Genomic DNA, 19,318 nt, shown 5'->3' with positions numbered 1-19,318 from the left:
CCAATTAAAAAAACAAGCAAATGACACCTGCTCAAAAAAATGAAGTAATAGAAGTACTGAAAGAGAAATTCAGCCAGTACAACAACTTTTATATCACTGATACCGAATCATTGACGGTAGCACAAGTGACCAACCTTCGCCGCCACTGCTTTGATAAGCAAGTGGAAATGAAGGTGGCTAAGAACACGCTGATCAAAAAAGCGCTGGAAAGCCTGGACTCTGAAAAATACAGCGGCATCTACGAAGCTCTGAATAACGTAACTGCCCTGATGTTCAGCGAAAATCCAAAAGACCCAGCTGTTATCATCAGCTCTTTCCGCAAAGCTGCAAAAGGCGAAAGGCCTGTATTGAAAGCCGCTTTCATCAACGGTGATATCTACATCGGCGATGCACAACTGGCTACCCTGACAAAGATCAAGACGAAGAACGAGCTTATCGGCGAAGTTATCGGCTTACTCCAGTCTCCTGCAAAACGCGTTATCGCAGCGCTGCTGCATAATGCAGAAAAAGGCAGCGAAGCTGCTGCTCCTGAAGCTCCTGCCGCTGAGGCATCAGCTCCTGAAGCACCTGCAGCAGACGCATCAGCATCAGAAACACCTGCTGCTGAATAATAAAATTGGCTTCCAAGTCGTACTATAACAAACAAACATTTTAAAAACAACAAAAAATTCATAAAAATGGCAGACGTAAAAGCATTAGCCGAAACACTCGTTGGTCTTACAGTTAAAGAAGTACAAGAACTGGCTGACGTATTAAAAGCAGATTACGGTATCGAACCAGCTGCTGCTGCAGTAGTAATGAGCGCAGGCGACGGTGGTGGCGCAGCTGCTGCTGAAGAAAAAACTGCTTTCAACGTAGTTCTGAAGAGCGCAGGCGCTTCTAAACTGAACGTTGTAAAAGTTGTAAAAGAACTGACTGGTCTTGGTCTGAAAGAAGCTAAAGAACTGGTAGACGGCGCTCCTAAGAACGTTAAAGAAGGCGTAAGCAAAGCTGAAGCTGAAGATCTGAAAGCTAAGCTGACTGAAGCTGGTGCTGAAGTTGAGATCGCTTAATTATAGCCTCTTAATATCAATTAAAAAGGGTCCCGAAACTTCGGGACCCTTTTTCTTTAACCTGCAGTTATACCTCACCTGATAATTTTACAATTGCATTATACTGCAAGCCCGGCGGCAAGCGTTATTCATAGTAACTTGCCATTGATGAAGTTAGCCATCAACAAAGGGATCATGCTTCTTAGATCAATCACTATCGGACTCTGTGCAATACTAGTACCCTACCTGGCAATCGCACAGCAATTTGTAGGGCTGGCCGCGAGGGAATATGCCTCTATACAGCAGGTACCTTACAACCCCGCATGGGTCAATGGCGCGTCAACAGGCACTGAGGTGCAGTTGTTTGGACTGAGTGCTATGGCCGGCACCAACGCGTATAGCATCACAAGGAAATACCTTACTTCCGGTGGCCTGGGCAATGGTTCTGCGGCCACAGAGAATAAGGATATCTACAAAGACATGCGGAACAATAAGAAGTACGCCTGGGGAAACGTCGATCTTTTAGGTCCTGCAGCTTCGTTCAATATCAAGGGTATTCACAATGTAGGCATATACACAAGGTTCCGGGAAATAGCCCGTGCAGGGAATATCGGTAAGCTGGAGTTCGAATTGATGGGTGAAATGCTGCCCGAGTACTACTATGTACCGCTCGACTTCAAGAACACCGGCTTTTCCACGCACGCCTTTGCCGAAGTTGGCTTCTCATATGGCAGGGAGTTAATAAATGACTATACAAACAAATGGCGTGGGGGCATTACCGTGAAGTATCTCATGGGCTTCTGTGCCGGTAGCGTTTACACAACAGGCACCCGCTATGTTCAAGCCAATGAAGATTCCCTGGCCTCCCTGGCAGGTGATATTACAGCTTTGTTCACTTACAATCTCAACCCTATTAATGGCCCAACAGCCAAGATCGACCCTGCAGGCCTTACACAAAGAGCCGGACGTGGAAGTCTAGGCCTGGATATCGGTCTCCAATATGAATACCACGAAAACGCCAACCCTAACGAAGAATCGCCTTATACATACAGCATAGCCGCCTCTATTACTGATATTGGTGCCATCACCTATTTTGCGGACACTGGCAGCGGTAGCTATACACTATATGGAAACCTTGAGGCGATCAAGGGCTTTGATGTAAGAGAAGGTGAAACTTCTGCTGATTACGTTGCAAGGCTAGTGCGTGATTCGCTATTAGTTAAGACAGATGACCCAGAAAAGTTTCGCGTGGGCCTGCCTACTGCTTTCCGGCTTAATGCAGATTACAATGTTACTCCTGCAATGAACATTGCCGTCAACATTCTTTTGAACATGCGAGGCAATACGCGCGATATATACAGGGCTGCTTATACCAACTACTTCAACATCACCCCCACCTTCGGGCAGCGAAGATTTAAAGTGAGTATACCTTTTACATTTGTAGGCTATCAAACCGTAGTGCTGGGAGCTATTATACAATCAGGCCCCTTTTATATTGGCACCAACTCGCTATTCTCCACCCTGCTTAGCAAGAACCTAAAAAATGCCGATGCCTTTATGGGACTCATGTTCAAGCTCCATAAGGATCGCCGGAATTATTACACATATTGACCTAAATAAAAAATCCGGCACCTGGCCGGACTTTTTATTTAGGAACTTATCCTAATTATTTCTTAGGTACGTAGTACTCACCATTGGTGATCTTAATAACGTCCTGCAGATTTTCTGTTGGTTTCAGCTTGGCCAGATTACCAGAGAAGTTACCGCGCAGGTTACCTTCTTCATTGCCATTCATTGTTAATGTGAACGCGCCAGTAGAAGAGTGCGGACCATAAGTAAAGAAGCTGTCAAGGCTATGTTTGCTTGTATCCAGGTAAGTGTACATTACACTATAGCTGAACTCTTTGGTGTTCTTAAAATCGTAGATGGTAAAACGGATCGTATGCTGAAACTGCTTATCATCAACACGGTAACCTACCACGCCTTTACCAAACTCATCTTCAACATAATAGGCCGGGGCAAACAATGTAGGCGTACCATTGATGTTAGCCTTCATAGTACCCAGATAAACCGAAACGCCGCTTTCTGAGGGATTCAGCGGATTGAGCGGACTTCCGTTGACATTGGGATCTGCATCATACGCGCCATTGTTGCACGAAAATAAAGCCAGGCTTCCTGTAGCTAATAAGGCTGCTATAACTAGTTTCTTCATAACCTTGATTACTAAACAATAAAGATAACACACAAGTTAATATTTCAAAATAACCTGTGCAAGCTTTATCACATATCGTTTTTCATGTTAATTGTCCAATTTCAGCTTTAACTCGGTAAGCTGCTTGTCGTCCAGTGCCGATGGTGCGTCCAGCATCACGTCCCTACCCGCATTGTTCTTCGGGAAGGCTATGAAATCCCGGATGCTTTCCTGGCCACCTAGCAGGGCACAAAGCCTGTCGAAACCGAAGGCAATACCACCATGGGGCGGCGCGCCATATTCGAAGGCTCCAAGCAGAAAGCCGAACTTCTCATTGGCTTCTTCCTTGTCCAGGCCCAGCGCTGCAAACATTTGCTCCTGCAGCTCGCGCTGGAAGATACGTATAGAACCACCGCCAATCTCGGTACCGTTTAGCACGATATCGTAGGCGTTGGCTTTGATCTCGCCGTATTTGTCAGGGTTACCCAACAATGAGAGCTGCTCTGGTTTTGGCGAAGTGAACGGATGGTGACGTGCAGCCCAGGTATTTTCTTCCTCGTCGTACTCAAACAACGGAAAGTCGATCACCCAAAGTGGCTTGTATTCGTCAGGGTTGCGAAAGCCAAGGCGTTGACCCATTTCCAGCCTGAGCTCGCTCATGGCTTTACGGGTGCGGGTTTCTTTACCTGCCAGTACAAGTATCAGGTCACCGTCGTTAGCAGCACAGAAGGAGCCAAAAGCTTTCAACTGCTCTTCGTTGAGGAACTTATCGATACTGCTTTTGCGAGTACCATCTGCATTGCATTTAACATATACCAGGCCGCTCATGCCTATTTGAGGACGCTTTATCCATTCAGTCAACTCGTCGAGCTGCTTACGGGTATATTCTGATGCCCCCGGAACTGTAATGGCTAGTATTGATTCCGCCTCGTTGAATACTTTGAAGTCGATGGTATTTAACACCTCGGCATACACTTTACCATCAGCCTTGGCGTTTTGTATCTTCATTTCGAAGCGGATGTCCGGCTTATCGTTACCATAGTTCCACATGGCATCGTCCCAGGTCATGCGTGGGAAGGCCTCGCTGATCTTCACGCCTTTTACGTCTTCAAATACATGCTTGAATAAGCCTTCGAACATCTGCAGGATGTCTTCCTGCTCTACGAAGCTCATTTCGCAGTCTATCTGTGTAAATTCCGGTTGACGGTCTGCACGCAGATCCTCGTCGCGGAAACATTTTACTACCTGGAAATACCTATCGTAGCCGCTTACCATCAGCAGTTGCTTAAAGGTTTGCGGGCTTTGTGGCAGGGCATAGAACTGACCTTCATTCATGCGCGAAGGCACAACGAAGTCGCGCGCACCTTCGGGTGTAGATTTGATCAGGAAAGGAGTTTCGATATCCAGGAATCCTTGTCCATCCAGGTAGTTACGTACCGCCCTGTTTACTTTATAGCGCAGTTCCATATTACGGCGCAATGTCGGGCGACGCAGGTCGAGATAGCGGTATTTCATGCGCAGCTCGTCACCTCCATCTGTCTCCTCTTCTATCGTGAAAGGAGGAACAGCAGCAGTGTTCATTATGGCGAAATCAGCCACTTCTATTTCAATATCGCCTGTGGGCAGCTTAGGGTTCTTGTTGCTGCGCTCTATCACTTTGCCTGTTACCTGTATCACATACTCGCGACCCAGCGGGGTTTGGTCAAGCCGGGTGTTAAGCGATTCGTTGAAAAACAGCTGTGTAATGCCGTAACGGTCGCGCAGATCGACGAAGGTGATGCTGCCAAATTTACGGACGGTTTGCACCCAGCCGGCCAGCTTTACTTCGCTGCCTACTTGCTGCATGCGTAATTCTCCACAGGTATGAGTACGATACATATATTAGTTCAAAATGTAAAATATAAAGGGTAACCCCTTAAAACAGGCTGCAAGATAATGCGATTTGGGCGATTAGCCTTGTCAGTACCAAAAGGCGCGCCAGCACTGCAATACAGCCACAATGTGTTACAGCTTGTTGTCGTTTTTTAAACAACAACCAATTCTTCCAACACCAAAGTCCGTGTGCAACCTGTGCCGCAGGTTTGTTGTTTTTTGTTGTCGTTCTTGCAACAACAACAATGTTCGAAATCGACCATCCGGGGCCGAATAGAAAGATAAATGATGTTTTGAAGTGTCCCTGAGTCGCGATCGGCAGATTTAGCCCCCAACCGGGTTGTGTACATTTGTGTATTTTTTAGCGAGTTTTCCATTTTTCGACCACGAAAACTTCGCGCTCCTTTCAATACAAATATACAACAATTTATTCAAAAAAAGCTCTACTCATGATGAGCCTGGGCCGGATAGATGGATTGTTCCGCGCCTGCTTTTATAACCTGGTAACCGGCGTGAATGCAGCAGATGCCGGCAAGGCCTGAAATATACAGCGGCTCGATAAAGCCAAATTTGGCAGCAATACCACCTATGCCGGGTATGAGCGCCCCTGTGGCGATAAGTATATTTCCCCAGAAACGCGATCTGTCTATGTAGTCTTTTGAATACTGCATTGCCGAGTAAATAGCACCGCCCACCAGGAAAATAAAAGCATATAGGTTAATGAACGGGGTCATTAGCCTGATGAAATGCCACTCAAATAGCTTACCGCTTAGCTTGATGTATTGTTCGGTCACTGGCTTTAGCGGAGAAAGTATGACCGCTACCGCGCCAACGGTGATGACGAGAATAAGAATGATGGACAGCATATCTGCTGCTCTTCTCTTAAGCATGAGGTACACCGTACCCTGGGCCAGGGGTGCCGCCCCCAGAAATGCCCCGAAAATATACCATGCTTTGAAATTGACCGGACTATAACCGAAGATGGTATTGATACTCTCTGTTATTGGGCCAAGGCCGTAAAAGAAAATTCCCAGCGTCCACCAGCCAAGGTGTAGGGCATAACTGCTTTTGCGCCAATGCTGAAAGATCTCAACAAAAAAGAAAGCTGCAAACAGCGCTGTCGCGATCGGTATATAATGGATAAAGCCCATGCCCCACGGTTTCCTATAAAGTTAACATCCAAAACGCATTAAAGTTTCATGCACATGTGTCACAGAATTGCCATAAAAATCGAGACGCGTATATATTTGACGGCAAACTTAATAAACCATTAAAGCTGTTATTAAATCACCCGGTATGCCCTAACAATTCAACCTGTTGAGATACACACGAAGCGTTTTCGAAGCCCCGGATTTATTAGGGACATTGCCACAAAAGATCCGGTTGGCAATTTGATAGAAATCGCCGAATACTTACCCCCCTAGAAAACGCAAGTCTGTAATATAAACGAACAGGGCAGCTAAAAACTGCCCTGTTTTTACTAATCATATTAGAGTAACGCTGCTAATGCACTTGTGTTTTGATACTGATCGAGCCTTCAGCATTCATGATCTGCACCATATACACACCTTTTGCTAATGAAATCGCGATCTGGTGTGCATTGTCTCCAACATTAACTTGCCAGTCTTCTGAATATAGCTTACGCCCTGCAATATCGCATACAACTACCTGCACTTTTTCTGCGCGCGCAGCAGTGTATTGTAGCCAAAACATTCCATTATTAGGATTGGGGAACAAGGCACAATCGGGCTTTTTACCTTTAACCTCATATACGCTATTTGCCTGGTTAGCCGCCTTCACGGCGCGATAGGCATTTATCTTTCCTTTGCCCCATGTGTTGCTACCCGCTGCAGGTAATGCACCTGTAAAATTGTCTTTGATAGCAGTCTGTGCAGTCATGTCATGCACTTGCTGTGGAGTGAGCTTTGGATTTGCTTCCAGCATCAGCGCGACAATGCCGGCAGCCATGGGAGACGATGCTGATGTGCCGGTAAATTCAGCATAATAATATGTCTTGCTTCCAAAATTGACACCCGAAACAACTTGTTGCTTATTAAGCCCGGTTGGCGTGTAGCGCGTATCGAAAGAACTGGTAGCTGTAGCAAGTGTCAGACCCGGAGCAGTAATATCTGGGCTGATACGACCATCGGCCATTGGGCCGCGGCTGGAGAAGGGAACAATATTGCCGGTGTTGACGTAGCCTTGATACGACCACGTTTGGCTATTGATATCGGTCCAACCTATCTTGGAAGCGTATGCCCCCACGAGCAATACCGATTTAGCGCTCCCCATATCACTTACAGTGGATATCGTATTACCATCCACATTGCCCGGCACACCGAGACTTTCGAAAATACTGCTATAACCATATTTATAACCGAAGTAATAATACTCGTTCCAAGCATCTATCGAACCGTCATTCCCCTTTATCGAAACATGGATGCTATCGGCGGACTTGTTGTAAATATCCAGCGTCATTCGTGGCTTATTATTGAACTCTGACGATGAAGTGATAAAGTCAACAAAACAAGTATCCAGTCCATTATTGGCGATAACGTATAGGCTATGCAGGTTGTTGTCGATGCAGATATATCCCGTGCTGTTGCCCGCTACGCCATTCTTATACAATGTAACATTGGCGCAAAAAGTCTTTGAGGTATCGCCCCAAATATCTACCCAGGTACGCTGCAATGTGTCGGAACTAAACGTGACAAAACTATTGATCAGCGTATCTGTGGTCGTAAACGTTTTCGAGAGGTGGATATTCTCCTGCCCATCGTTACCGGCACTCATGATAATGATCTTACCCTGGCCGGATAAATTATCACAAGCCTGGTTGAACAACGAAGTGCCATCATGCGGACCCGACTGTGATCCCCAGCTGATGTTGGTAACAGCGGGGAGTTTCACTGCATTGGCATAGCTGAATATATAGCTAACACCATCTACAAAGTCTGAAAAGCTGCTCTGCCTCCATTGTCCGCCTATGGAGTCGCGGCGTACTCCCACGAATACAAGGTCTGCGTCCGGAGCCACGCCCTTCAGTTTGTTGTTGGTTGTGCCGTAACCAGAACCTGCGGCTATACCAGCAACAGCGGTACCATGTGTTTGTATTACATTGTCGGTACCACGCGCCAAGATATCAGCGGTATTCGTCAGCTCATGTCCATAGGTGTAACCTGCGGGTGGAGTACCGGTCGCATCCATTTCCCATACCTTCTTTACCCGGTAATTAGAGCCAGAAGCATCAAAGAAAGCTGGGTGACCATAGTCGAAGCCAAAATCCATAACGCCCACTACGATGTCATTACCGGTCATAGGCCAGGGCAGGTTGATACCCTGGTGCACAGAATCGACATGGGTGGTTTTACGTGCCTGGTCCATTGCAGGACGCAAAGGCTCATCGAGTTGGACATATGACATGCCCGGCGTTTCGGTAAACTGCCTTACCTTTTCAAGCGGAACCTGTACCGTCCATATGTCACCAGCCTTAGTTCCTACCAGCACACCCATGTCGGCAAACTTATCTCCCAACCGGCCGGGATCTGTCACTTTCACCAAACCGCCCAGATATGGCTTACCATGCAGTTCTCGATAAACATAGTTTTCAGGTTTGCCATCGAGGTTAACCTTATGCTGATCGATCTCCTTCAGCAACACACGCGTAAGTGGTGAGAGTTTAGGAAGTTGACGGCTATCATTTTCCTGGGCCTGCGCCATGCTGGTCATAGCCGCCAGCAGGCATGCAGACAGGAGTCTGTTGCTTATTTTCATACCTGTTAAAAGTAGGAATTTTGCCGCTAATGCGAAGCATCAGGGCTATGTAGCACACGCTCAAGATCGCCGGCCATCAGGTTACCATCTCTAAAATACATATTCTCTCCGCAGCAGGCCACATAATCATAGCCTTGCGAAATGAGGAATTTAGTAATAGGATGATCGAGCGAATGCACAATGCTTGTTCCGGCCTCTGTACATATCAGTCCCGGACGGTATTTTGAAAAGTCGTTGCCTAAAAGGATAGCGAGATCATGACCTTCCACATCTATGCAAAGCAGGTCGATATACCTGCCATTCAAATGTTTATGTAAAACGTTGGCCAGGGTATCGGCCTGTACTTCCACTTTTTCCACACCTCGGGCGTCTGACCAATCGCTGGCTATGCCCGCATTGACAGTGGAATATTCGTGGTTGTTCTTATTAACGTAAAAGGTCAGCTTTTCAACTTTGCCGGATAATACCTGCTGCAGGCAAAGATCGCGCGGACGTATCTTTTTGAATTTGTCTATCAGGGCGGCGTTGCCATCAATACAAATGCCCGTCCAGCCCTTCAGGTATAGCTTGAATGTGTTGCTTTTTTGTATAGGATTATTGCAACCTACGTCTACATAAAAACCGCCACGCTTATTGCCCAGAAGTTTTTTGATGATCAGGTCTTCACCGCCTTGTGCATACGACACCACAAAACCTTCTGCCTCTACTTTTTCAAAAACAGCGGCAGCCAGGCGGTGCAGTATCGAATTGCGTATTTTATTGATAATGTTCCTCACAAAACTCTATTCAAGCCACTCAAATATACTCAACTACATGGTCTTCTGCCATTAATTTTCTGAATAAAAAAAGAGCGGCCAAACACCGCTCCTTTATAAAAATTTGCTTTGTGACTATTTAGCACCGTAGCCGAGACCCATGTTATAGAGCATAAATGCCCATTTATCGGCTTGTTCTTCTATGATCATCGACGTTGGCTTGCCCGCACCATGGCCTGCTTTGGTCTCAATGCGAATCAGCACCGGGTTATCGCAGCTTTGTGCAGCCTGGATCGCTGAGGCAAATTTGAACGAGTGTGCAGGCACAACACGATCATCATGATCTCCAGTCATTACCATTGTTGACGGGTAGCAAGTGCCTTTGCGAGCATTGTGTACCGGCGAATATTTATAGAGATAGTCGAACATCTCTTTATTATCGTCGGCAGTACCATAGTCGTAAGCCCAACCTGCACCGGCTGTGAACTTGTGGTAACGTAGCATGTCGAGTACACCTACTGCTGGGAAAGCAACACGCATCAGGTCTGGACGCTGTGTCATAACCGCACCAACCAGCAGACCACCATTAGAACCGCCTGAAATCGCCAGGTAGTCTTTCGAGGTGTATTTCTCAGTCACCAGGTATTGAGCTGCAGCTATAAAATCGTTGAACACATTTTGCTTGTTAAGTTTGGTACCCATGGTGTGCCACTGGTCGCCGTACTCGCCGCCGCCACGTAGGTTTGCCACCGCATATACACCACCGTTTTCCATAAACACCAGGTTGCTTACGCTGAAGGCCGGTGTCAGGCTTACATTGAAACCGCCATAGCCATACAGCATAGTAGGATTTTTACCATCGAGCTGTACGCCTTTTTTGTGGGTGATGATCATCGGGATGGTGGTACCATCTTCAGACACATAAAACACCTGCTTGCTTTCGTACAACGACGGGTCAAATTTCACGCCCGATTTTTTATACACTTCTGATTTACCGGAACCGATATCGTATTTGAAGATCGTTGGAGGATAAACGTATGAAGTGAATGAGTAGTACAGTTCATTTTCTTCTCGTTTTGCGCTAAAGCCACCCGCAGTGCCAAGGCCCGGCAGTGTGATCTGGCGCTCCATTTTACCGCTGAGGTCGTATTGATACACTTCAGACACGGCATGTTTAATGTATTGTGCAAAGAATTTACGTCCGCCGGTAGAAACAGTGAGCGGGAATTGCGATTGCGGGATCACATCCTTCCATGTATCCACAGCAGGATTTTTGGCATCGGCTATTACCAGCCTGCGGTTAGGCGCATTCTGGTTGGTTACGATGTACAGCATTCCATTCTCGGCATAAACTACGTCCTGCTCGTTCTCAAAACCTGTTACTACAGGAACGATCGGATTTTTGGGATTCGAAAGGTCTTTGATGTATAACTCGTTGCCATAAGTAGCATTGGCTGCCGTGATCACCAGGAATTTCTGGTCTTCGGTCACACCTCCGCCAATGTAGCGGCGTGGCGTAGCCTCGCCACCAAATATCAGCTCATCTTTAGACTGCGCCGTACCGAGCTTGTGGAAGAAAAGTTTGTGATACTGGGTTTTACCTGACAATGCACTGCCTTCTTTGGGTTTATCATAGCTGCTATAATAGAAACCTTCGTTGCCTCTCCAGGAAAGTCCGCTGAACTTTACATCCATCAGTGTGTCATCCAGGCGCTTTTTAGTACGCGTGTCCAACACGATCACCTTGCGCCAGTCAGAGCCACCTTCCGATATCTGGAAGGCACACATAGAACCGTCTTTTGTAAAGTCTACGCCAGCTAGTGACGTAGTGCCGTCTTTTGAAAATTTGTTTGGATCTAGGAATACTTCCGGAGCTTCGCTGCCCTTCTGGCGATACAGCACAGATTGGTTTTGCAGTCCATCATTTTTATAGAAATACGTATATCCACCCTCTTTAAACGGTGCCGAGTATTTTTCGTAGTTCCACAGCTCGGTCAGGCGGGTTTTGATGTTGTCGCGGAACGGTATCTGTGCCAGGTAGGCATTGGTAACGTCGTTTTGGCGCTTTACCCAATCGGCTGTTTCTGCCGACCTGTCGTCTTCGAGCCAGCGATAGGGGTCGTTCACCTTAGTACCAAAAAATTCGTCAACCTGTGTCCCCATTTTAGTTTCAGGGTAAGAGCCCTTAAAGGCTCCCGGCTTTTGTGCTGATGCTGCCATACTCACTAGTAAAAAAGAGGTGCAAAGCGATAAGACTTTCATGTGCATGCGTTTTAAATTTAATATAGCCTGCTGTGGCCCAAAAAATAGCCCCGAAAGATACGCTCTTTCGGCAGAAAAGGATGGAAATGATTAACAAAATCTTCTATAAGAAATGGATGAATGGAGCTATTTTTGTGGTTAACTTTTAAACGGAGATCTCCCTGAACCGCTTTCTCAGAATATTACGAAATGTTGCCCTGACCATTGTGGGGCTGCTTGTGCTCATCGTCGTACTGGTAAACCTGACGCCTGTGCAGAACTTCCTGGTGCAGCGCGTAGTAGTATCCATGTCTAAAAAGCTGGGAACCAAGGTGGCAGTGAAGCATGTACGTGTGGATTTTATGAACCACCTGCTGCTGGAAGGGTTGTATATAGAAGATAAAGCCGGCGATACCCTGCTCCATGCCGGGCAAGCCAGGGTGCGGATTACAGACTGGTTTTTCCTGAAAAGCGATAAACCGGTCATTACTTATATAGGGCTGCACAATGCCTATGTGCACCTGTATCGCACCAAAAAGTCGGACGAGTGGAACTATAAGTTTATAGAAGACGCTTTTGATACCGGCAAAAAAGACAGCACCAAAAAGCAGAACGAATTTGAGCTGGACCTGGAAAAAGCCGATCTACAGAACGTACGCTTCCACATGGACGATGCGTGGGTTGGTAGTGATATGGACATTGACGTGGGTAGCCTGCAGGTGAATGCCGACGAGATAGACCTGAAAAAGCGTGTCGTCGATATCAATTCGGTAGAATTGATAAGAGGTGGCATTGTATTGCGCGATTACGAAGGTGGCCGCCCACCAAGGCCACGCAAGCCACGGGTATTGGACACTACGGCATTCAACAAGGGCAACTGGCTGGTACATGCAAAAAACCTCAAACTGGAGGACTGCTTTTTCAAACTGGATGTCGGCGATGGGTTAGCACGTGTGAATGAATTTGACGAGAAACACATGCACATCACGGGCATCAACATTGATGCAAGGAAGATCAACATCATTAAAGACACTATACGCGGACACGTAGAAAACCTCGCCGCTAAAGACCGCAGTGGCATCATGATCCGCAAAGCGGTTGCCGACGTGAGCGTGTCGCCGATCGCCTCTATTGCCAAAAACCTGTACATAGAAACGAACAACAGTAAGCTGCACCATTTCTATGCTATGTACTACGAGCGCTTCCCCGACTTCAACGACTATATACATAAAGTAGTTATGGAGGCGGACATGCGCAACTCGATAGTTGACTCGAGAGATGTAGCGTACTTCGCGCCTCAGCTGCGTAAATACCCTACCCTCGCCAAAGTATCGGGCTACGCAAAAGGAACAGTTGATAATATCTATGCACGTAATCTGCAGGTGAGCGATGGCGGCTTTAGCTTAAAAGGCAATGTGCGAATGAAAGGTCTGCCCGACATCTACACTACCTGGATAGAATATACCGACGGCGAGATACTAACCAGTGGACCTGCGATCATGAAATATGCGCCTGAACTCAAGGGCCACCCCAACCTGGCGCTTGAAAAGCTGACGCATGCTTATTTCAAGGGCAACTTCATTGGCTACATAGAGAACTTCGCGGCCAATGGTTCAATCGTAACCAACCTCGGCAGCCTGCACTCAGATGTGACCATGAAGATACCCAACTTCAACCAACGGACCGCTGTGTACGCAGGTAAGGTGTCTACCGACAATTTCGATCTGGGTACGCTGCTTCGTCAGCCGGATCTTGGTATAGTGACCTTTAACGGTAACGTGCATGGCAATGCCTTCGATCCCAAAGATGCTAAGATCACTCTTGACGCTGTTATCAGCCGTTTTGATTTCAAAGGTTATCCCTATAGGAATATCACGGCAAACGGTTTGCTGGAGAAGAATAAGTTCAACGGCGACCTGATGGTGGATGATCCTAACCTCGCATTGGCCTTCAATGGCATTTTCGATTTCAGCCAGGATCAGCTAGCCATTAATGCCAAGGCGAACCTGCTAAGCAGCAATCTGACTGCGCTGAAGCTAACAAAGGACACCGTCACAGCAAGCGCCGACTTTGACCTTGACTGGAAGGGCAACAGCATCGATAACTTCCTGGGTTATGCGAAGCTGTATAACATAAACCTGTTCCGCAACGGTCACCACATGGACCTCGACTCGGTACATGTGTATTCATCTCAGGCCGAATCTCAGAAATTGATCATCGTTGAGAGTAATGCGCTTCGTGGCGTAGTAAAGGGTAATTTCCAATTGAGTTCGTTGCCGGCATCGGTACAAGCATACATCGGCAGCTACCTGCCGAATTATATTCATCCGCCAAAGTCTGTACCAACTGATCAGAATCTGACTTTCGAGATCCGTACCAAAGAGATAGACAGCCTGCTGGGTGTGATTACACCTGCACTGAAAGGCTTCCGTGATGCTACTATCGTCGGTGCTCTAAATACAGCCAAACAACAGCTGAGTGTCGATGCCATGATACCCTATGGCCAGATAGGCGATGTGCGCGTACAAAACATCACCATCACCAGTCTTGGAGACTTCAGGCAGCTGGCGGTGAATGCTGATGCAGGCAATGTGGTGGTTGGCGACCTTCATGGAGCTATAAGCCTGACCACAACAGTGGGTAGCGATTCGCTGACCTTTAATATCGCCTCATCCTCCACGTCTGAATACGGCACTGCGACCATCAACGGCCGGGCATATGCCAGCGGCGACAGCCTTGACATCCGCCTGGCACCTTCAGAATTTTACCTGGCAAAAAAACGCTGGGAGATCGCAGGTGGTAGCCAGGCTATTGTAAGTGATGATTTCCTGTTTATCCGAAATCTGCAGTTGCGTTCAGACAACCAACAGATCGTTGCCAATTCTGAAGCAGGCGCTGGTCAGCCATTGGTTATCCAAACTTCTAATCTCGACCTGGCGCACCTTGGCAGCTTGGCGGGACTGGCAGGCTATGAGCCTACCGGAAAGTTGAACGGCACAATTACTCTTAGCAACATATTCAATGACCTCCTGGTAAATGCTAACCTGAAAGCCACAGAGGTAATGCTGGGAACAGATACCATAGGCAATGTGAATGCTGTAGGTAGCTATGATGCCGGCAAACATTTGCTGGTACTCGATCCTGCGAGCGGGGTTTATCGTGGCAATGCATCTATCACTGCCGGCGGGCGTACCGTGTTTGATAGCACAAGCAACCGCAGGCTCGACGGTAACATTGTTGTGAACAACGCGCCGGTTGCCTGGATAATGCCGTTTGTGGAAGGTTATGTGAGCAAGGTAAATGGAACATTGAATGGCAGCGTTTCTATAAAAGGAACTGCCAGCGAACCGGACGTTGAAGGATCTGTGAGGATGGATAATGCGCATGTACGTATAGACTTCCTTGGCACCGAGTATGACATCCATACTGCGACCATCAAAGTAAACAACAGCGAGATCAACTTTGGTGATTTTACACTGTTTGATGCCTATAAGAACAGGGCGATCTTCAACGGTAAGATCACACACAACAGGTTTAAAAACCTGAAGCTGGCAATGAACATGGGTTCATCTAAATTTCAGGTGATCAACCTGAAAGAATTTGAGAATGAAGCGTTCTACGGCAACCTCATTGCAGGCTTTCAAAACTTATCGATAACAGGCCCTATAGAGGACATCAGGATACGGATGACCCGGGCGATGCCTGCTGCTGCTTCACAACTGTACATACCCATCGGGACTACTTCTGAGCAAGCCAGCTATAGCTATGTTAGTTTCAAATCGTACGACACAGTTAAGAAAGTTGTTGTAAAGAAACCCAAGCATAAACTGAACATTGAAATAGATGCCCGCCTCAATCCGCTAGCGGAGATCACACTTGTACTCGACCCATCGACAGGGGATGCCATTACCGCAAAGGGAAATGGCAACATCAATATGACTATCCCCTCGGATAATGACATAAAGATGTATGGACAATACGATATCGAGGAGGGAAATTACCTGTTTACCTTACGGCAGTTGTTCTACAAACGCAAGTTTGAGCTGAACGCAGGTAGCCGTATCAGCTTTAACGGACCAATAGCTGCAACATCAATGAATGTAGAAGGTGTATACACCGTGCGTGCAAGGCCTTATCAATTGCTGAAGAACTATCAGCAGACCATTTTGAATAACAACGAAGCAAAAGAGGCTAAGACCACCCAGGATGTAAACGTTTTGCTTTTCATGAGAGGCTCTCTTGAAAATCCAACGCTAACATTTAAACTGGATATTCCTCAGCAGCGACCCGGCACTATCGCCTATGAGGAAGTGCGCCGTGTCAACCAGAATGAAACAGAACTTTTCAACCAGGTAGCTTCGCTGTTGCTGATCGGCAGCTTTTATCCGCAGGACAATATAGCAGCAGGTGCCGCTACGGGTGCTGGTGCTATCAGCAATGTGAGTGAAGTTTTGTCTGGCACAGCTTCGTCGCAGCTAACGAACCTTGTTAACCGCCTGACAGGGAACGAGAATCTTTCGCTGAATGTCAAATACGGATCCTATACGGCATCAGAAGCTGCCAACCAAAAAAATGGGGACAGTCGTAGCACCGTGACATGGGGCGTAGACTATAAACTGTTTGATAACAGGGTGAGTGTAGAATATGGCGGTTCCTACGACTGGGGAAAAAATACTGGCGCAGCCAACAATGCAGGAATACTTAACCTTGCAGGTGACGTTCGTGTTAACTACCAATTCCGTGAAGGTGGCAACACCCGTGGATATTTCTTCCGTACTTCTGCATTTGACGCATTGGGCAACCAAAGCCTTAAACGTACAGGTCTGGGTGTTTCCTGGCGCAAATCATTCAACACCCTTGATGAGTTCTTGAGAGGACAAAAATATGCAGCGAAAAAGATGGAAGAACAACTGCGTGCAGATTCAGCCAACACCAATACTAACCGGCCTACCGGGGGAACGTGGTAGATCAGTTGCGGCTTACTTCCTGCAGGTAACATTCAAGTTGTTGCGCAATAACATCCCAGCCAAAACGGTTACGTATCACTTCAACACCTTTGGTGCCTACGTCTTTGCGCATACTGGCAGAAGATAGCAGCTCTATTATAGTTTCAGCAAACCGAGTCGGATCGGTCTGCATGATCGCGCCTTCGCCGCTTTGAATACCTAAGCCTTTGAAACCAATATGTGAGCACACCACCGGCACACCCATGGCCATCGCTTCCAGTACTTTATTTTGCGTGCCGGCACCAAATCTTAATGGAGCCACAACCACGCTCGCATCATTGTATACTTTAGCAAAGTCTTTTACAAAGCCTGTAACCAGCACATGCTCGTTGGCTAATGCCTGCACTTTAGGCACAGGGCGTTGGCCGGCAATGATAAATTTGGTTTCAGGGAATCGCACACGTACCAAGGGCAATATCTCTTCGGTGAAATATCCTACAGCATCTATATTAGGCGCATAGTCCATATTGCCCGTAAACAATATCGTGTGATTGTGTTCGTAGTCATGCCCACCGGCTTTGAAAGAATCAAGGTCTACGCCATTGGGCAGTAGCTTAATATTCGTTAACCCGTGCACCTCTTTCAAATACTCAAGGTCTTCGTTTGAACATACCAGTGACAGGTTATAATCATTGGTCACCTTCTCATATTTCAACACGCGGCTCTGCTCCATATTCTCGAACACGCGGCGAGGAAAATTGCGCTGGATCTTTTTCCGGCGCTCCCAGTACAAGGAAAATGCATCGGGCAGATCGAGAATGCGAGGCAGGTCTTTTCTATCCTTTAGGTATGGTGACATGCGCAGGTGCTGCACATGTATCGCGTCAAACTTATATTCAGAAAGCACGTCGTTCAATTTCGCCTGCATCTCCCCCGACTGAAAGTATAATACTTGTAGTGGCTTGTTATCCCAAGCTGCACTCAGACAATTCAGCGCAGACTTCCATTTTGGAAGATAGATAAGGTCTACCTTCTTAAATATCTTTTCCAGCTCCTGCTTGTACTCAAACTCTTGCTTGGTTTGAGCAAAGGTGAGCAAATGCAGTTCATGCTTTTTACTTAACCTTTTAGCCAGGTTAAATATTTTCAGTTTATCGCCCCTGTAGGGAGGATAAGGAATGCGGTTGGCTAAGAAAAGTATTTTCAATGCGCAGGAGCTTTATACAGGCTGATGCTATTTCAATATCTCGTGACCGAGCTTATCGCGTTTTGTTTGCAGATAAAATTCGTTGTGTGGATTTGGTGCGATCTCAATACCTACATTCTCTACAATCTCCAAGCCATAACCAAGCAAACCTGCACGTTTGCGCGGATTGTTGGTCAGCAGGCGGATCTTTGATACACCGAGATGCCTCAATATCTGAGCACCTACACCATAGTCGCGCTGATCATTCTTAAAACCAAGAGCAAGGTTTGCTTCAACTGTATCCTTACCTTCTTCCTGCAGCTTGTACGCTTTCAGTTTGTTCAGAAGACCGATGCCCCTGCCCTCCTGGTTCATATATAACACGATGCCTTTGCCTTCATGCTCTACCATTTCCATAGCAGCCTGCAGTTGTTCACCACAGTCGCAACGAAGCGAATGCAGGATATCGCCGGTGAAGCAGGAACTGTGTACGCGCACTAAAACTGGTTCGTCTTTATCCCACTCGCCTTTCTTCAGTGCAAGATGTTGCTCACCTGTATTGGTTTGACGGAAAGCTATCAGTTCAAAATCGCCATGCTTTGTAGGCATGTGCACACGCACTTCTTCCTCTACCAGGCTTTCTGTACGCAGGCGGTATTCTATCAGGTCTTTGATAGAAACTATCTTCAGGTCGAATTTCTTTGCTATTTCTTTCAGTTGCGGCAGACGGGCCATTGTTCCGTCATCATTCATGATCTCTACCAACACACCCGCTGGCTCAAAGCCTGCAAGTCGCGCAAAATCTACTGTAGCTTCTGTATGCCCAGCCCTGCGCAACACACCTTCGCTACGCGCACGAAGCGGGAAGATATGACCCGGGCGACCAAGGTCTTCAGGTTTTGTATTCGGATCGATAAGTGCCTGTACGGTCTTCGCGCGGTCGTGCGCTGAGATACCTGTAGTGCAGCCCTGACCTATCAGGTCAACCGAAACAGTGAACGGTGTTTGGTGCAAAACAGTGTTATTCTCCACCATCAAATTCAGCTTCAGCTCCTCGCAACGCTGCTCGGTTATCGGCGCGCAGATAAGACCGCGTCCGTGCTTCGACATGAAATTGATGATCTCGGGAGTTACATTTCTTGCGGCGGTAATGAAATCGCCTTCATTTTCCCTGTCTTCGTCATCTACAACTATCAACAGTTTCCCTTGCCTCAGATCCTCCAGTGCAGATTCAATAGTATCCAACATAAAATAGCCCTCTGTGTGTTCTATTTTGCAAATTTACTACCAATTGTATCTAAATGAGATATGGATTTATAGTT

Annotated in this window: 12 protein-coding genes; 4 read left to right on the top strand and 8 right to left on the bottom strand. The window is 47.0% G+C overall.

The window, feature by feature from the left end:
* Positions 1-20 precede the first annotated feature (20 nt).
* The 3 genes from rplJ (at position 21) to P2W83_RS10900 (ending at position 2,642) form a co-directional block, all read left to right on the top strand.
* The gene (gene rplJ, locus P2W83_RS10910) at positions 21-611 is read left to right on the top strand and encodes a 50S ribosomal protein L10 (RefSeq protein WP_276133769.1); all 591 of its coding nucleotides are present in this window, start codon (positions 21-23) and stop codon (positions 609-611) included.
* A 66-nt stretch (positions 612-677) separates the two neighbouring features.
* The gene (gene rplL / locus P2W83_RS10905) at positions 678-1,052 is read left to right on the top strand and encodes a 50S ribosomal protein L7/L12 (protein WP_276133768.1); all 375 of its coding nucleotides are present in this window, start codon (positions 678-680) and stop codon (positions 1,050-1,052) included.
* Between the two features lie 147 nt (positions 1,053-1,199).
* Positions 1,200-2,642 carry a DUF5723 family protein gene (locus tag P2W83_RS10900; RefSeq protein WP_276133767.1) on the top strand — a complete coding sequence of 481 codons (1,443 nt, stop codon included), beginning with the start codon at positions 1,200-1,202 and terminating at the stop codon, positions 2,640-2,642.
* A gap of 55 nt (positions 2,643-2,697) precedes the next feature.
* Here P2W83_RS10900 and P2W83_RS10895 read toward each other — a convergent pair whose 3' ends face one another.
* The 6 genes from P2W83_RS10895 to P2W83_RS10870 form a co-directional block, all read right to left on the bottom strand.
* Complete coding sequence (locus tag P2W83_RS10895) at positions 2,698-3,243, bottom strand: hypothetical protein (RefSeq protein ID WP_276133766.1); 546 nt, start codon at positions 3,241-3,243, stop codon at positions 2,698-2,700.
* Positions 3,244-3,330: 87 nt separating this feature from the next.
* Positions 3,331-5,100, bottom strand: coding sequence for an aspartate--tRNA ligase (gene aspS / locus P2W83_RS10890; protein WP_276133765.1), 1,770 nt, complete (start codon positions 5,098-5,100; stop codon positions 3,331-3,333).
* A gap of 437 nt (positions 5,101-5,537) precedes the next feature.
* Positions 5,538-6,245 carry a hypothetical protein gene (locus P2W83_RS10885; RefSeq protein WP_276133764.1) on the bottom strand — a complete coding sequence of 236 codons (708 nt, stop codon included), beginning with the start codon at positions 6,243-6,245 and terminating at the stop codon, positions 5,538-5,540.
* Positions 6,246-6,597: 352 nt separating this feature from the next.
* The gene (locus tag P2W83_RS10880; protein WP_276133763.1) at positions 6,598-8,868 is read right to left on the bottom strand and encodes a S8 family serine peptidase; all 2,271 of its coding nucleotides are present in this window, start codon (positions 8,866-8,868) and stop codon (positions 6,598-6,600) included.
* A gap of 26 nt (positions 8,869-8,894) precedes the next feature.
* On the bottom strand, positions 8,895-9,644 hold the full coding sequence (locus P2W83_RS10875; protein WP_276133762.1) for an FkbM family methyltransferase: 750 nt from the start codon (positions 9,642-9,644) through the stop codon (positions 8,895-8,897).
* A gap of 114 nt (positions 9,645-9,758) precedes the next feature.
* Complete coding sequence (locus tag P2W83_RS10870) at positions 9,759-11,843, bottom strand: prolyl oligopeptidase family serine peptidase (protein ID WP_276133761.1); 2,085 nt, start codon at positions 11,841-11,843, stop codon at positions 9,759-9,761.
* Between the two features lie 248 nt (positions 11,844-12,091).
* Here P2W83_RS10870 and P2W83_RS10865 point away from each other — a divergent pair, with 248 nt between their 5' ends.
* Positions 12,092-16,831 carry a translocation/assembly module TamB domain-containing protein gene (locus P2W83_RS10865; protein WP_276133760.1) on the top strand — a complete coding sequence of 1,580 codons (4,740 nt, stop codon included), beginning with the start codon at positions 12,092-12,094 and terminating at the stop codon, positions 16,829-16,831.
* Position 16,832: 1 nt separating this feature from the next.
* Here P2W83_RS10865 and P2W83_RS10860 read toward each other — a convergent pair whose 3' ends face one another.
* A complete protein-coding gene (locus P2W83_RS10860) occupies positions 16,833-18,017 on the bottom strand; it encodes a glycosyltransferase (protein ID WP_276133759.1) in 1,185 nt (394 codons plus the stop codon).
* Between the two features lie 27 nt (positions 18,018-18,044).
* Positions 18,045-19,244 (bottom strand): bifunctional 3,4-dihydroxy-2-butanone-4-phosphate synthase/GTP cyclohydrolase II, encoded by a 1,200-nt coding sequence (locus P2W83_RS10855; protein WP_276133758.1) that lies wholly within the window; start codon positions 19,242-19,244, stop codon positions 18,045-18,047.
* Between the last annotated feature and the right edge of the window lie 74 nt (positions 19,245-19,318).

Source organism: Polluticoccus soli, from assembly GCF_029269745.1.
In the GTDB taxonomy this organism is placed as follows: Bacteria; Bacteroidota; Bacteroidia; order Chitinophagales; family Chitinophagaceae; genus Polluticoccus; species Polluticoccus soli.
This window is presented reverse-complemented; position numbering and strand designations above follow the sequence as displayed.

Bases quoted from the DNA above. Each gene is read 5' to 3' on its own strand.
- P2W83_RS10880 (WP_276133763.1), bottom strand. From the start codon at position 8,868: ATGAAAATAAGCAACAGACTCCTGTCTGCATGCCTGCTGGCGGCTATG.
- P2W83_RS10895 (WP_276133766.1), bottom strand. From the start codon at position 3,243: ATGAAGAAACTAGTTATAGCAGCCTTATTAGCTACAGGAAGCCTGGCT.
- rplL (WP_276133768.1), top strand. From the start codon at position 678: ATGGCAGACGTAAAAGCATTAGCCGAAACACTCGTTGGTCTTACAGTT.
- P2W83_RS10855 (WP_276133758.1), bottom strand. From the start codon at position 19,244: ATGTTGGATACTATTGAATCTGCACTGGAGGATCTGAGGCAAGGGAAA.
- aspS (WP_276133765.1), bottom strand. From the start codon at position 5,100: ATGTATCGTACTCATACCTGTGGAGAATTACGCATGCAGCAAGTAGGC.
- P2W83_RS10885 (WP_276133764.1), bottom strand. From the start codon at position 6,245: ATGGGCTTTATCCATTATATACCGATCGCGACAGCGCTGTTTGCAGCT.
- rplJ (WP_276133769.1), top strand. From the start codon at position 21: ATGACACCTGCTCAAAAAAATGAAGTAATAGAAGTACTGAAAGAGAAA.
- P2W83_RS10870 (WP_276133761.1), bottom strand. From the start codon at position 11,843: ATGGCAGCATCAGCACAAAAGCCGGGAGCCTTTAAGGGCTCTTACCCT.
- P2W83_RS10900 (WP_276133767.1), top strand. From the start codon at position 1,200: ATGAAGTTAGCCATCAACAAAGGGATCATGCTTCTTAGATCAATCACT.